This is a genomic window from Palleronia abyssalis, from assembly GCF_900302445.1.
Classification (GTDB): domain Bacteria; phylum Pseudomonadota; class Alphaproteobacteria; order Rhodobacterales; family Rhodobacteraceae; genus Palleronia; species Palleronia abyssalis.
This window is the reverse complement of the sequence record NZ_ONZF01000001.1, coordinates 609,506-624,493: the sequence shown is the minus strand read 5'-3', so window position 1 is coordinate 624,493 and position 14,988 is coordinate 609,506. Positions and strand designations below refer to the sequence as shown.

General features: G+C 65.2%; 13 protein-coding genes. 10 read left to right on the top strand and 3 right to left on the bottom strand.

The window, feature by feature from the left end; genetic code table 11:
* Window position 1 precedes the first annotated feature (1 nt).
* The 5 genes from PAA8504_RS03130 (at window position 2) to hflX (ending at window position 5,460) form a co-directional block, all read left to right on the top strand.
* Entirely contained in the window at window positions 2–841 is an 840-nt protein-coding gene (locus PAA8504_RS03130) for an alpha/beta fold hydrolase (protein WP_108892669.1), read from the top strand.
* Window positions 842–923: 82 nt separating this feature from the next.
* Window positions 924–2,300: a Trk system potassium transporter TrkA gene (gene trkA, locus PAA8504_RS03125; protein ID WP_108892668.1), complete on the top strand. Its 1,377-nt coding sequence runs from the start codon at window positions 924–926 to the stop codon at window positions 2,298–2,300.
* Window positions 2,300–3,808: a TrkH family potassium uptake protein gene (locus tag PAA8504_RS03120; protein ID WP_108892667.1), complete on the top strand. Its 1,509-nt coding sequence runs from the start codon at window positions 2,300–2,302 to the stop codon at window positions 3,806–3,808. The genes trkA and PAA8504_RS03120 overlap by 1 nt, the downstream gene beginning before the upstream one ends.
* A gap of 115 nt (window positions 3,809–3,923) precedes the next feature.
* Window positions 3,924–4,163 (top strand): RNA chaperone Hfq, encoded by a 240-nt coding sequence (gene hfq, locus PAA8504_RS03115; RefSeq protein WP_108892666.1) that lies wholly within the window; start codon window positions 3,924–3,926, stop codon window positions 4,161–4,163.
* Between the two features lie 40 nt (window positions 4,164–4,203).
* Entirely contained in the window at window positions 4,204–5,460 is a 1,257-nt protein-coding gene (hflX, locus tag PAA8504_RS03110; RefSeq protein WP_108892665.1) for a GTPase HflX, read from the top strand.
* A gap of 97 nt (window positions 5,461–5,557) precedes the next feature.
* On the opposite strand, the gene mepK is transcribed toward hflX, so the two are convergent.
* On the bottom strand, window positions 5,558–6,103 hold the full coding sequence (mepK, locus tag PAA8504_RS03105; protein ID WP_370739672.1) for a peptidoglycan L,D-endopeptidase MepK: 546 nt from the start codon (window positions 6,101–6,103) through the stop codon (window positions 5,558–5,560).
* A gap of 337 nt (window positions 6,104–6,440) precedes the next feature.
* On the opposite strand from mepK, the gene PAA8504_RS03100 reads away from it, so the two are divergent.
* From PAA8504_RS03100 to PAA8504_RS03085, 4 genes are read left to right on the top strand one after another with little or no spacing between them, the layout of a single operon-like run.
* Entirely contained in the window at window positions 6,441–8,054 is a 1,614-nt protein-coding gene (locus tag PAA8504_RS03100) for a L,D-transpeptidase family protein (protein WP_108892663.1), read from the top strand.
* Window positions 8,055–8,090: 36 nt separating this feature from the next.
* Entirely contained in the window at window positions 8,091–9,182 is a 1,092-nt protein-coding gene (lpxD, locus tag PAA8504_RS03095) for a UDP-3-O-(3-hydroxymyristoyl)glucosamine N-acyltransferase (RefSeq protein WP_108892662.1), read from the top strand.
* Between the two features lie 30 nt (window positions 9,183–9,212).
* Window positions 9,213–9,479 carry an acyl carrier protein gene (locus PAA8504_RS03090; protein WP_108892661.1) on the top strand — a complete coding sequence of 89 codons (267 nt, stop codon included), beginning with the start codon at window positions 9,213–9,215 and terminating at the stop codon, window positions 9,477–9,479.
* Complete coding sequence (locus PAA8504_RS03085) at window positions 9,476–10,684, top strand: beta-ketoacyl-[acyl-carrier-protein] synthase family protein (RefSeq protein WP_108892660.1); 1,209 nt, start codon at window positions 9,476–9,478, stop codon at window positions 10,682–10,684. The genes PAA8504_RS03090 and PAA8504_RS03085 overlap by 4 nt, the downstream gene beginning before the upstream one ends.
* Window positions 10,685–10,752: 68 nt before the next feature.
* Here PAA8504_RS03085 and PAA8504_RS03080 read toward each other — a convergent pair whose 3' ends face one another.
* Window positions 10,753–11,391 carry an invasion associated locus B family protein gene (locus tag PAA8504_RS03080; protein WP_108892659.1) on the bottom strand — a complete coding sequence of 213 codons (639 nt, stop codon included), beginning with the start codon at window positions 11,389–11,391 and terminating at the stop codon, window positions 10,753–10,755.
* Window positions 11,392–11,819: 428 nt separating this feature from the next.
* On the opposite strand from PAA8504_RS03080, the gene PAA8504_RS03075 reads away from it, so the two are divergent.
* Window positions 11,820–12,410 carry an NUDIX domain-containing protein gene (locus PAA8504_RS03075; protein ID WP_108892658.1) on the top strand — a complete coding sequence of 197 codons (591 nt, stop codon included), beginning with the start codon at window positions 11,820–11,822 and terminating at the stop codon, window positions 12,408–12,410.
* A 3-nt stretch (window positions 12,411–12,413) separates the two neighbouring features.
* Here the strand turns inward: PAA8504_RS03075 and PAA8504_RS03070 are convergent, their stop codons facing one another.
* Entirely contained in the window at window positions 12,414–14,915 is a 2,502-nt protein-coding gene (locus tag PAA8504_RS03070) for a penicillin acylase family protein (RefSeq protein ID WP_108892657.1), read from the bottom strand.
* Window positions 14,916–14,988: the final 73 nt, after the last annotated feature.

Genomic DNA, 14,988 nt, shown 5'->3' with positions numbered 1-14,988 from the left:
GATGCCCTATACCGATCGGCGGATCGACCTCGACGGTCGTCGGGTGGCTTTCGTCGATGAAGGCCCCCGCGACGGCCCGCCCCTCGTCCTGCTCCATGGTGCGGGGTTCGACCACGCGGAACTGACATGGCGTCTGACCGTCGCCGCCTTGCGCGATCGCCACCGCGTGATCGTGCCCGACCTGCCGGGATATGGCGACAGCGAAGCGATCGACGGAGCGCAGGATCTGCCGGGCCTGTCGCAGTGGGTGCCGCGGTTTCTGGATGCGCTGGGGCTCGACCGGGTGGACCTTGGTGGCGTGTCCATGGGTGGGGGCATGACACTTTGGGTCGCGATCCACGCGCCCGACCGCGTGCGGCGCATCGTGCCGGTCTGCCCCTACGGCGTGATGGCCCAGGCGCCCCATCACCGCTTGGCCTGGGCGGCCGTTCGGGCGGGTATCCTCCCGCTGGCCTACCGCGTCGCCGCCGCGAGCCCCCGCGCGGCGCGCTTCGGCCTGTCGCTCAGCTACGGCGATCCGTCGCGGGTCAGCTGCAAGGCCGTGGCCGAGCTGCGGATCACCGCCCGTCAACAATCGCAGCGACGCAGCTTCGACGCCTTCCTGGGTCACGAGATGGACGCCACCAGCCTGAAATCCGACCTTAGGCCGGATCTGAACCGCATCACGGCGCCCACCTTCCTGATTGCCGGGCGCCATGACCGGCTTGTGCCCGCCCGCCACGTGAAAGCCGCGCGCGAACGCATCGCCGATTGCCGCTTTCTGCAACTGCCCACAGGCCACTGGCCCATGCGCGAACGCCCCGACCTGTTCCACCCCGCCCTGCGCCGCTTCTTGCGGTAGGCCGCCCCCCAAGACGGGCCGCTTGAACGCGGCACCGCCGCGTGGCACAACCCCGAAGGCCGCGCGGCGGAGAAGGAACCCCATGCAAATCATTATCTGTGGTGCAGGCCAGGTCGGCTGGCAGATCGCCCGCCATCTTGCCGGGGAACAGAACGACGTCACCATCGTCGACAATAACCCCGACCTCGTGCGCCAGGCCACCGACAGCCTCGATGTGCAGGGCATCGCCGGTCACGCCAGCTATCCCGACGTGCTCGAACGGGCGGGTGCGCGCGATGCGGACATGATCGTCGCCGCAACCCATTCGGACGAGGTGAACATGGTCACCTGCCAAGTGGCCCATTCGGTCTTCGCCGTGCCGCGCAAGATCGCCCGGCTGCGCGCGCAAAGCTATCTCGACGCGATCTATTCCGACCTCTACCGCCGCGACCACCTGCCCATCGACGTGGTCATCAGCCCCGAGCGCGAGGTGGCCGAGGCCGCCATGCGCCGCCTGTCGGCCCCCTCGGCCTTCGACAATCAGATGTTCCTGGAAGGCCAGGTTCAGCTGATGGGTATCTCGCTGGACGACGATTGCCCGGTGCTGAACACCCCGTTGAAGCAGCTGACGGACTTGTTCTCGACCCTGCGCGCAATCGTGGTCGGCGTGCGCCGGTCGGGCCAGCTTTTCGCACCCGAGCCGGGCGACCAGCTGTTCGCGGGGGACGACATCTATGTCATCGCGCACCGCGAGGATTCGAACCGCGCGTTGGATATCTTCGGCAAGGCCCCCAAGCGGCAGGAGCGTGTCGTCATCCTGGGCGGCGGCAATGTCGGTCTGTCGGTGGCGCGAAAGCTGGAAAGCTCGGAATGGCGCGTCCGGGTCAAGATGATCGAACGGGACCGACGCGTCGCCGAACACGCCGCCGACGCCCTGGAACGGACCATCGTGCTGAACGGCGACGGCCTCAGCCGCGAGCTTCTGCACGAGGCGTCGATCTCGAAGGCAAACTCGATCCTGTGCGTCACGGACGATGACAAGACGAACCTTCTGGCAGCAGTCCGCGCCAAGGAGGCGGGGTGCGAGAACGCGATCTGCCTGGTCAACGATCCCACGCTTCAGGGCCTGATGCGCCCCTTGGGGATTGACGCCTTCATCAATCCGCGGGCCACCACCGTCAGCTCGATCCTACGCCATATTCGGCACGGCCGGGTCCGCGGCGTCTATTCCATCGGCGATGCCGAGGCCGAGGTGATCGAGGCGCAGGTCCTGTCGACCTCGCCCATCGCTGGCTCCATCGTGCGCGACATCGATTTTCCCGAAGGCGCGCTGGTCGGCGCGGTCCAGAAGGGGAACAAGGTCGTGCGTCCCACCGGCACGACCCGGATCGAGGAGGGCGACATCATCGTCATCTTCGCGCTGGCTGCGGACGTCCCCGCAGTCGAGCGGTTGTTCCAGGTCGCGATCGACTTCTTCTGATGCGCCGCACGCTGCAACGGCTGCCGTTCCTGCTGATCCTGCAAGGGATCGGCGCGGCGGCGATGTTCGTGCCGGCGATCCATGCGTACCAGCTGCGCTATCTGCACACCGCGCGCAGCTTCTTCTATTCGGGGCTGTTCTTCCTGATCATCTTCGTCCTGCTCGCGGTCGCGATGGGGGTGCGAGGGCGCGACGGCACGATCCGGGGTCAGTTGACGGGCCTTGTGGGTGCGCTTCTGATCCTGCCGCTGATGCTGGCCGTCCCCTTCCGCGAGGCGCTGGTGGATGCGCGAATCCTGAATTCGTGGTTCGAGATGATCTCGTGCCTGACCACCACCGGTGCAACACTTTATCCCGGGGCGGACCAGCTTCCGCCGACGCTGCACCTTTGGCGCGCCATGGTGGGATGGATGGGCGGGCTGCTGTTCTGGGTCTCGGCGCTGGCGATCCTGGCGCCACTGAACCTAGGCGGGTTCGAGGTGATCGCCACCGACGTCACCGCCGCCGGGCGGACCGCCTTGCGCGAACGCCGCGCGGGCCGCCCGGGCGAGCGCCTGCGCCGTTATGCGGGGCGGGTCGCGCCGATCTATGCCACGCTGACGCTGGTTCTCTGGATCGGGCTTGTGGTGACGGGCCTTGGCGCCACCGAGGGCGCGATCATGGCGATGTCGACCATGTCGACCTCCGGCATCACACCGGGCCCGTGGACCGGACTGCCGGTCCTGTCCGAACTTCTGATCTTCTGCTTCCTGTTCTTCGCAGTCTCGCGCCTGACCTTCCGCAATGACTTCATCACCCGCGAACGCGGCGTCCTTCTGCGCGACCCCGAGATGCGGCTGGCGATCACCCTTCTTGTGCTGGTCCCGGCCTTCCTGTTCGTGCGCCATTTCGCCGGCTCGATCGAGACCGAGGGGCAGAACGACCTGCCTGCGGCGGGGGCCGCGCTCTGGGGCTCGGTGTTCACGACGATGTCGTTCCTGACCACGATGGGTCTGGAAAGTGCGGCCTTCGAAAGTTCGCGCTTCTGGTCCGGCCTGCAGACGCCGGGTCTTTTGCTGGTCGGTCTGTCGCTGATCGGGGGCGGTGTGGCGACGACGGCAGGGGGTGTGAAACTGTTGCGGATCTATGCCCTCTACAAGCATGGCGCGCGCGAGATGGGGCGCCTGGTCTATCCCAGTTCGGTCGGGGGATCGGGCATGCGGGGCCGCCGCTTGCGCCGCGAGGGGGCGTTCGTGGCCTGGATTTTCTTCATGCTCTTTGCCTTGACCATCGCGGCGACGATGGCGGCGTTGTCCCTTGCTGGGCTCGATTTCTCCGCCGCAACGATCCTTGCCGTCGCGGCGCTGTCAAACACCGGACCTCTCGCGGCGGTCGGGGGAGAGGACCCGATTCTCTATTCCGAGCTGGGGACCGGCGCACGCCTGATCCTGGGCGCGGTCATGGTGATCGGCCGGCTGGAAGCGCTTGCGATCATCGCGTTGTTCAACAGCGATTTCTGGCGCGGGTGACGTACGGGGAATTTTCTCTGGAAGTTCCGGGTCCTGCCCCCCATACTCACGCCCGACCCTCGCGGGCACGGGCTGGCGGGCAATAAGAAACGACGGGACCAGGGACAGCGAATAGATGGCTGGCGAAAAACAGAATTTACAAGAAACGTTTCTCAATCACGTGCGCAAGACCAAGGTGCCGGTTACGATCTTCCTGATCAACGGCGTCAAATTGCAGGGCGTCATCACGTGGTTCGACAATTTCTGCGTCCTGCTGCGTCGCGACGGGCAATCGCAGTTGGTGTTCAAGGGCGCGATCTCGACCATCATGCCGTCGCAGCCCATTCAGCTGTATGAGGGCGACGGGTCAGAGTGACGGTCGGAACCATGCCGCACCATCGGTGCGTTCCCACCCCATGACAACACGCGCTTGGGTGCTGCACCCCGACATTCAGACCGACCGCGACCGCCGCGATGCCGCGCCCGCGCTCGAAGAAGCCATCTCGCTGGGCCATGCCCTGCCCGGACTGGAGGTCGCGGGCGGGCAGATCGTGCGCCTTCCGCGCGCCCACCCCGGTCATCTGTTCGGCACCGGCAAGATGGATGAGCTCAAGGCCGTCTTCGAGGCCGAGGAGATCGGCCTCGTGCTGATCGACGGCCCCGTCAGCCCGGTTCAGCAGCGCAATCTGGAAAAGGCTTGGGGGGTGAAGATCCTGGATCGGACTGGCCTGATCCTCGAGATTTTCTCGGATCGCGCCCGCACCCGTGAAGGTGTGCTCCAGGTCGAGATGGCCGCGCTCAGCTATCAGCGCACGCGCCTTGTGCGCGCCTGGACCCACCTGGAACGCCAGCGGGGTGGACTTGGATTCGTCGGCGGTCCCGGCGAGACGCAGATCGAGGCTGACCGCCGCGCCATCGACGAACAACTTACCCGCCTGAAGCGACAACTCGACAAGGTGGTCAAGACCCGCGAACTGCACCGCGCCGCCCGGGCCAAGGTGCCGTTCCCGATCGTCGCGCTGGTCGGCTATACGAACGCGGGCAAGTCCACGCTGTTCAACCGTCTGACGGGGGCCGAAGTCATGGCCGAGGATATGCTGTTCGCCACGCTCGATCCAACGATGCGGTCCATCGATCTGCCGCATGGCAAGCGGGTGATCCTGTCGGACACGGTGGGCTTCATCTCGGATCTGCCGACGCAGCTCGTTGCCGCTTTCCGCGCGACGTTGGAAGAAGTTCTGGCCGCCGACCTGATCCTGCACGTCCGCGACGTCAGCCATCCCGGCGCCGAGGAACAGGCCCAGGATGTCACGCGCATCCTGGACGATCTGGGCGTGCGCGAGGAAATTCCCCTGATCGAGGTTTGGAACAAGACCGACCGCCTGCCCGAGGAGGATCGCCTCGCGTTGACGAATCTGGCCGCCCGTCGCGACGAGGTTCAGACCATGTCCGCCCTGACGGGCGAGGGAGTCGATGCCCTTCTGGTCGCGGTCGAGGAGGCTTTGGACGACAAACGCAGCCGCAAGGCGCTGGTCCTGCCCTTCGCCGCAGGCAAGCGGCGCGCCTGGCTTTACGAGCAGGGCGTGGTCGAAGAGGAAGAGCAGGCCGATGACGGGCTGCACGTCACCGTGAACTGGACCCAGCGACAGGCCCGCGCCTTCCACGACCTTTGATTATCGACGGATATTGGCACGATCGTCACCCTGAACACGAAAAGGCCCGCCGGGACAGCGGGCCTTTTCGATGCACATCTTCAAGGAATTGCTGGGATCAGCTTCCCCAGGCCCGGACGGGTCCGCAATCCATATGAACGAAGTTCGAGGACGTGTAACGTCCGACACCGCCAGCCGCACAGGCCGAGGCCGCGCGAAACATCTGGTTCACCGAACGCGACTTGAGGCGCAGATCGGCAGCTTCGCCCTTCAGGTGACGAGAGTTCTTCGCGACGCCGGACGAGCGCGCCCGCAGCATCGCGTTCGTCTCGGGGCTGCGATAGCCCGAGATCAGCATGAAAGGCTCGGTCGTATCCAGAAGGTTGTGCGAGGCTGCCATGATGTCGACGGTGCGCGTATCGATGTTGGTGACCTGATTGTTCCGCCAGTCGCGCATGAAGTGATTCACTTCGTTCAGCGCGTCTTTCAGATACTGCCCTTCGATCCAGTAGATCGTATCCATCGATTCGCCGGTCCGGCCGTTATACATTTTGATTCGGCGAATATCGCCTGCGCCACGAAGAAGCCCAAAAGCATTGGAATAGGTGGGTGCGGCGACCACGGTTGTGGCTGCGAAGGCGCCGAGAAGCGCCCTTCGGGTCATTCCGTTCAACATGAGATAACGTCCCGTTTTTCTTGGTTTACCTGCTACTGTCTCGCGTTCGCCGCGATGTTTGCCCTGCTCCCCAAGGCTCTTTCCGTATGCCATGCCATCCATCTCCTAGGAAGGCCCCTTGGCAGTCCCTTCCGAAAAGTTCCCCGAAATTGGCGAATTTTTGCTTAACAATGGCATCACGGCTCTGTGATCTATAAATACCTGATTTCGTTGTGTTTTGGCAACAAGCAGAGTCATGATTGCGAAAACGCTCACAGAATCGGGGTCGCGTGAAACCAAATTGGTCCAATAGGCTTGGTCTTGGGGACATAAAGAGGGAATTATCATGATCGCCGCGATTCTCAGGCGACTGGCAGTGCCGGCCACACTTGGCGCACTGGCTGTCACGACACAGGCGACGGCTCAGGTCACGCCGTTCAATCAGGCTATCGCAGTCGCCGCCGCCGAGGATGAGGCGCTGTCCGCATTCTATCGCGAGTCAAATTTCGAACCCCTGTGGGTTGGAAACGATGCAGGCGACACGGCCCGCCGCGAAGCTTTGCTGGCCGTGATCGGTAAGGCGTCTTTACACGCGCTGCCCGAAGGACGCTACGACACGGACCGTATTCGGCGGATGATGGCCGACGCCAAGACCGTGCGGGATCGCGGCAAGCTCGATGTCGAGTTGTCGAGGCTGTTCCTGCGCTTCGCCTCCGACATCTCGACAGGTGTTCTGGAGCCCAATCGCGTCGTCCCCGCGATCAAGCGCGCGTCCCCCGAGGACAAGCGTCTGGAGCTTCTGCGCGAACTGTCCCGCGCCCGTCCGCACGGATTCATGGATAGCTTGACCCCGCACAGTCACGAATACACGCGCCTCGTGCGGGAGCGTTTGCGCCTCGTGGATGCCATACAGAACGGCACCTGGGGCGAACCCGTACAGGCCAGCCGGGTCGAGCAGGGCGACAGTGGCGCGGACGTGATCCGTCTGCGTGACCGGCTGATCGCCATGGGCTATCTCGGGCGCTCGGCCACCCAGGTCTTCGATGCCACCATGCGCAGGGCGGTTGAGGCATTCCAGCTCGATCACGGCTTGCAAGTCGACGGTATCGTCGGCGGCAAGACGCGGGAAGAACTGAACACCAGCCCGTCCGAACGGTTGGGATCGGTCCTGGTCGCGATGGAGCGCGAGCGGTGGATGAATGTCGACCGCGGTGATCGGCACATCTGGGTCAACCTGACCGATTTCCACGCCCAGATCATCGTCGACGGAGAAGTCTTCTTCGAGACCAAGTCGGTGATCGGCAAGAACGTGTCGGACCGCGAGACGCCCGAATTCTCGGACGAGATGGACCATATGGTCATCAACCCGTACTGGTACGTCCCGCGATCGATCATCGTGGGGGAGTACCTGCCCAACCTGCGGCGCAATCCGTACGCGCATGGACAACTAGACATCATCAATTCGCGTGGCCAGATCGTGAATCGGGGCAGGGGGTTCTCGCAATTCTCCGCGCGCAGTTTCCCCTATTCCATGCGCCAGAAGCCGGGACCGCAGAATGCACTCGGCCGGGTCAAGTTCATGTTCCCGAACAAGTACAATATCTACCTGCACGACACCCCGGCCCAGAGCCTGTTTCAGCAGAACGTCCGCGCATTCAGCCACGGCTGTATCCGCCTCGATGATCCTTACGAGTTCGGCTATGCGCTTCTGTCGATGCAAACCGACGATCCCGAGGGGCTGTTCAATCGCCACCTCAACTCGGGCAACAACACCCGCGTGAACCTCGACCAGCCGCTTCCTGTGCACCTGGTTTATCGCACCGCGATCTCCAAGCCGGGCGGGGGGATGGAATACCGCGACGACATCTACGGCCGCGACGCGCGTATCCTGTCCGCGTTGCAGGCGGAAGGCGTTCCGCTCGAGACCGAGAACACGCGGCTGGCCCTTTCCGACGGCTGACGATAGGGTCGCCTCCGCAAGAATGGCGGAGGCGACATGTCCCAAAGGCTCGATGACATCGCGACGGCCCTCTCGGCCCGGTTGGAGGGCGACGGTAGCCTGACGATCACCAGCGCGGCCGAGCCTGCCGACGCCGGCCCAGAAGACCTGGCCCTCGCGATGCAGCCCGCTTATGCAGAACGTCTGCCCGAGGGCCGCGCTCGGGCCGCCATCCTGTGGGAGGGGGCCGATTGGCGCGCCCTGGGGCTTCAGGCCGCGTTGTTCGTCCAGCGCCCGCGCCTGGCCATGGCGCACCTGACGCAACGTCTTGATCCGGGGCCGGAAATCGCGTCGGGCATCCATCCGACGGCCGTCGTCGATCCCACCGCGACGATTGGCGCAAACCCCGCCATCGGCCCCTTCGTGGTCATCGGCCGGGACGCCCGGATCGGCGACAACGCCCGGATCGCCAGCCATGCTTCGGTCGCGGAAGAGGCGCGGATCGGCGATGACGCACTTCTCTACAACGGGGTGCGCGTGGGGGCCCGCGTGGTCATCGGCGACCGCGTGATCCTGCAACCCTCGGCCGTGATCGGCGCTGACGGCCTGTCCTTCGTCACCCCCGAAACCTCGGGGGTCGAGAAGGCCCGATCCAGCCTGGGCGACCAAGGCGAGATCGTGCGTCAATCGTGGACCCGCATCCACTCGTTGGGCACGGTCATCATCGGCAACGATGTCGAGATCGGTGCCAACTCGGCCGTGGACCGCGGCACCATCCGTGCCACGCGCATCGGCAACGGCTGCAAGATCGACAACTTATGCCATATCGCCCACAACGTGGTGATGGGCGACGATTGTCTGGCCGCGGCACTGACCGGGATCGCCGGATCGACCGTTCTGGGCGACCGCGTGGTTTGCGGCGGGGCGACCGGGATCGCCGACAATCTGAGCATTGGCTCGGACGTGATTTTCGGCGGCGGAACGAAGGTTCTGTCCAACGTTCCTGCGGGGCGTGTGATGATGGGTTATCCGGCCGTGCGCATGGATCAACATGTAGACATGTACAAGGCCTTGCGTCGCTTGCCGCGAGTCCTGCGCGATCTTGCGTCCCGACAGAAACCGGTTCCAAAATCCGGTGCGGATGACTAAATCCCGCGACGAACGACAAGGGGGCGGCAAATGGCTGACGACGTCAGGGACAAGGTGATCCGGATCATGGCCGAACAGGCGATGCTGGAACCCTCGGATATCGAGATGACGCAGACGCTGGACGATCTGGGCATCGATTCACTGGGCCTGGTGGAATCCATTTTCGCCATCGAGGAAGAGTTCGACATCCAGGTGCCATTCAACGCGAACGAGCCGCAGGCGAGCGAGTTCGACATCTCGTCGGTTGCGGCGATCGTCGGCGCGGTCGAGGGCCTCGTGGCCGCCCAGAAAACGTGAGGCGCGTCGTCATCACCGGCGCGGGCACGATCAACGCGCTGGGGCAGTCCGTGCCCGAGACGCTGAAGGCGATGCGCGAGGGGCGTTGCGGCATCGGTCCGCTGGACATCCGCGACGTGGATCGCCTGACGGTGCAGATCGGCGCGCAGATCAAGGACTACGCCGAGACCGACCGCTTCAACCGCCAGCAGATCGCCCTGTATGACCGGTTCACGCAATTCGCCCTGATCGCAGCGGAAGAGGCGATCGCACAGTCCGGCATCTCGTTCCAGGGGGAACTGGCGCAGCGGGCCGGGGTCGTGATGGGCACGTCCGGCGGCGGTCTGTCCACGCAGGACGAAAATTACCGCGCCGTCTATGAAGAGGGGAAGAACCGCGTCCATCCTTTCGTCGTGCCCAAGCTGATGAACAACGCTGCGGCAAGCCACGTGTCGATGCAGTACAACCTTCAGGGCCCCAGCTTCACGGTCGCGACGGCCTGCGCGTCCTCGAACCATGCGATGGGGCAGGCATTTTCAATGATCCGGTCGGGCCTGGCCGATGTGATGGTCACCGGCGGGTCCGAGTCGATGCTGTGCTTCGGCGGCGTGAAGGCGTGGGAGGGCTTGCGCGTCATGTCCCGCGACGCCTGCCGCCCGTTCTCGGCCACGCGGAACGGCATGGTCCAGGGCGAAGGCGCAGGCATGTTCGTGTTCGAGGAATACGAGCGCGCGAAAGCCCGCGGCGCCGAGATCCTGGCCGAGGTTGCCGGATTCGCCATGTCTTCGGACGCGGCCGACATCGTCATGCCCTCGAAGAAGGGGGCGGCGCGCGCCATAGCAGGTGCTTTGAAGGACGGCGGCATCGCGACCGAGCGGGTGGGGTACATCAACGCCCACGGCACCGGCACGGCGGCCAACGACAAGACCGAATGCGCGGCGGTGGCGGACGTCTTCGGCCACCACGCGAACGATCTGATGATGTCCTCCACCAAGTCGATGCACGGTCACCTGATCGGCGGCACCGGCGCGGTCGAGCTTCTGGCCTGCATCATGGCGCTGCGCGATGGGATCATCGCCCCCACCATCGGCTACGAAGAGCCGGACCCCGAATGTGCCCTCGACGTCGTGCCGAACGAAGCGCGCGAGGCACAGATCGAGGTTGCCATGTCGAACGCCTTCGCCTTCGGGGGGCTGAACGCGGTTCTGGCGTTGACCAACGCGTAAGTGAGGGTCGCAAACGAAAACCGCCGCCCCGGGGTGGGGCGGCGGTTTCAGTTACGACCGTACTGCGATCACTCGGGGGCAGCTTGGCCGGCGTTCGCATTCGCCTCGGTCACAGCCTCGAACCCGGCGGTGAAGCCCGACAGGCTGATCGTCAGCGAGATCGTCTGATCGGGGGCTGCGGCCGGTACGATCACCATGCGCCCCGCGGCACCGCGCTTGAACTGCTCCACCTCGGCCGCGGTGAAGCCCACGCGGCTGATGCAACCTTGTTGGGTGCAGAATTCGAACGGATAGCGCTTGGGCTGGCTGCCATCCACCGACAGCGTGATCGACCGCGTCAGCAGCGTCTCCAGGGGGGTGATGATGGTCGAACCCGCTGCCGCCTCGCGTCCGGGGGGCAGGGGGAAGATGCTCATCTCGGCCACGGCATTGCCATCGCCGTCGCGAAGAAGCTGGTACAGCTGGCAGGGGTCGTTGCCGTCGGGCGCACGCACGCAGCGTTGCTGCCAATCGCCGAACTCGGCTTCGATATAGGTCGATCCGGGGCCTTCGGCGTCCTGCCGCGATCCGGCGGGTTCGCCCATGTTCAGCCCGTCGGTGGCCTGGGCGGGGGCGTCCTCGGTTGGCGTATCGGCCTCCTGCGCAAGGGCGGGGCCGGCAAAGGCGAGGAGGGCGGCGAGCGAGAGCGTTTTGAAGTAGTCGGTCATGTCGCTTCCAGTGATGAACGTGGTCTCGGCGTGGCGTTTAACAGGTCGCCTTGCCGCTGTCAGGTCCGATTTCCGGTCCGCCCTGAACGCGAAAAGGCCCCGCGAACGGGACCTTTCCGACGTATATTTCTCCCTGGCGGACTGGCCGGCCTTATTGATTGAGACGGACGCTATGAAGTTATCCCGGGTCCGTCAACAGGGAATATCCGTGGGGGTGACGGGTAAAAAATGCCGCGCCGGGAAGGCGCGGCCAGTCGTCAGGGAGGATGCCCGACGGCGCGACCAGGATGGCCGCCGAACCCGTTCAGGCTAGTTGGACAATATTAATAAACTGTGGACGGTTCCGATCAGGCGTCAAAAAAATCGGGCCATCCGGACGTTTTTATAACGCAAGGCTCGCGATGTAGCGGGAAGGGGAACGGGCAGACATGAGCATTTCGGACCGCGTGCGCCTGCACGAACTGACCGTCCTGTCGGACAACTGGTACACGCTGCGCAAGGCGCGGTTCGACTACCGGATGTCGGACGGAACATGGCAGGAGCAGACGCGCGAGAGCTATGACCGCGGCAATGGCTGCGTCTGTCTGCTATACGATCCCGCCCGGCGCACGGTCATCCTGATCCGCCAGTTCCGCTGGCCCGCGTTCGAGAACGGCCATGACGATTTGCTGATCGAGGCGCCGGCGGGTCTGCTTGACGAGGCCGACCCGGCCGAGCGCATGCGCGCCGAGCTGGAGGAAGAAACGGGATACCGCATTGCGACGCTGACGCCCCTGTGGGACGCCTTCATGAGCCCCGGTTCGGTGACCGAGCGTCTGCATTTCTTCGTGGGCCGGTACAGCCCCGACGACCGCATCGACCAAGGCGGCGGTGTCGAGGACGAAGGCGAGGATATCGAGGTGCTGGAGCTGCCCCTGACCGAGGCGCTGGAGATGATCGACGATGGCCGGATCCGCGATGCCAAGACGATCATGTTGCTCCAGCACGCCGCGCTCCACCTGATGCCCGGCGCGATCTGACGGTCACTCGATCTCGGCCGCCCGGTCTTCTTCCGTTTCCTCGGGAAGAAGGACCGTCACACCCGTCGCCCCCGCACGGGCGAGGTCGGGGTCCAGCGTCATCGGAATGTATTCGCCGCGCCGCCACAGCTCGCTGAGGTCGTCGTAATGGCGCGAGAGCGGATGGCCCGATTGCCCGGTCGAGATGATGAAAACCGAGGATTCAGGATCCGCGAAATCGTATATCCCGCGATAGCCCGCGCCATGCACGTTCAGGAACGGGTCGGGCATCGTGCCCTTGGTCCGGCCGCGCAGAAGCGTGTTGTCGCCGCCGCTGGTGGATTGCCGAATGTTGACCAGCCAGCCCAGCCCGGGCGTGGTGCCCAGCACCGGATGCTCGTGCACCGCTTCGTGCGCATTGCCCCAGCGCAGCGATTCCAGGCCCTGGCCGTAACGTTCGGTGATCCAGACCAGCGCGTCGTCCAGCGCCAGGCGCGCCATCTCGGGGCAGGTTTCCTCACGCGCGGATTGCTGCACGTCGCACCACGCCGCAGCCCCGCCCACATCGCGGAACACGCGTTCGATGAACAGGGGCTCGACATGGGTGAACTCGTCGGCCAGCGGGCCGAGGTCGTCGTTGATCAGCCGGTCCTGCAACGCGCGCATCCACGCGGCATAGATCAGCGGTTCGGGCAGATGTTCGTTCATCTCGCCGTTCCAGCTGGCCAGAAGCTCCAGCGCGCGCTGGCGCAGGCGTTCGGGCGTGCCCTCGGGCGCGGCCTCGCCCGAGAACCACAGCTCGGCCCCGACCAGCGGCAGAAGGGAACGCGCGGTATAGCTGACGGTGTCGAGCTGCGCCTCCATGAAGCTTTCGCGGGTATGCACCTCCCGGCCCTGCATCAGGCGGCGCCAGCGCTGGACGCGCTGGGTGTCGCCCCAGTGATAGGACATGTGCATCGGGAAGGGGCGGTCGATGACCTTGTTGTTGGTATTGCCAAGGATCCCCCCCTCGGGTGCCACGAATTCGGGGTTCGTGGCATAGGGCAGCATCCCGTCCCAGCGGTTCGCCTCGATCCAGCCGGGGGTCGGCAGACGGCCCTTCGACTGGTGATCGTCGCGGCGGCGGGGCAGGGCGCCGATCACCTTCATCGCGATGGTTTCGCCATCCACGACCGTCAGGTTCTGCGACGGCGCCATGAACCCTTCGGAGACCTCGATCGCCTCGTCGACCGAGCCTGACTTCATCAGCGCCAGCGCCGCGCTCATCGAGGTGTCGACCGGGCTCAGTGCCGTCCACGCGATCGACGCCACGTGCCCCGGCGGGGTGATCGTACCCAGATCCCAGTGCCGCCCGGGCAGGACGGGGCCGTTTTCGGTCCAGCGCAGGGTCAAGGTCAGGTCGGCGGCATCCTTGATCCGGACGATCGAGGTGCGCGTGCGCATCGGCTTGAACCCGTCCGGGGTCAGCACTTCCGAGGAATTCTCGGGGTTCAGACGCTCGATATGGACGTCCTGGTCGTCGGCATAAGACGATGTCAGCCCCCAGCCGATCCGGTCCGACCGGCCCACCAGCACGATGGGCATCCCGGGCACGGTGCCGCCGATGACGCCGCCCGATTCCAGCTCGACCCGGGCGAGGTACCAGATGGCGGGGGCGGTGAAGCCCAGATGCGGATCGTTGGCCAGAAGCGTGCCACCGGTGGCCGCCCGGTCCGGCGCCGCGGCCCATGCGTTCGATGCGCCGCCGAAGCCGCGCGGGGCCAGCGGTGACAGGGCCGGCTCCGGCCCGGTGTCCAGCGACGCGTGGCGCACCGCCTCCGCCCCAGGGACCAGCGACGCATAGGAAGGCAGCGCCGCGATCCCGTTTCCGGGCGCCTCGGGCATGATGTCCTCAAGACGCGCGTCGTCGTCCAGCGCAAGCGAGACCCGCGCGCGCAGCACCTCCTCGGTCACGTGGGCCGAGAGTTGCAGGCCCAGCAGCTTGATGATCGCCAGGCTGTCGGCGGGGGTCCATGGCGCGATCTCGGGCGAGAACAGCCAGAATTCCGGCGCGCCGCGACCAAGCGCGCCTGCGTTCACCTCGGACACCCATGCGTTCACACCGTCGGCATAGGCGCGCAAGGCGGCTGTCGTATCGGCATCCTGCACCTCGACCGAGTCGGCGGCGAGGTTGTAAAGGTCAAGGCGCCGCAGAAGCTCGTCCGTGCGGGCGGTGCGGCTGCCGAAGATCTCGGACAGTCGGCCCTGTGCGGTGCGGCGCAGCAGCGTCATCTGCCACAGCCGGTCCTGCGCGTGGGCAAAGCCCAGGCCGAAGAACACGTCCTCGTCCGTCTCGCCGAAGATGTGGGGGACGTTGGCGGTATTGCGCACGATCTCGACCGGGCCCGTGACGCCGTCAACTGTCAATGTATCGTCGTAGTCGGGCGCGCTGCGCGACAGGAACCAGTAGCCCACCAGAAGAACGACCGCCGCCAGCACGGCAAGACCGGTAAACACACGCACCAGCCAGCGGAACAAGAACAGCATCGGCACCTCAGGGAACGGGACGCCGGTTGACCGGCCACGGGACAAGGTTAAACCCGTGCTTAGACAAACGGAC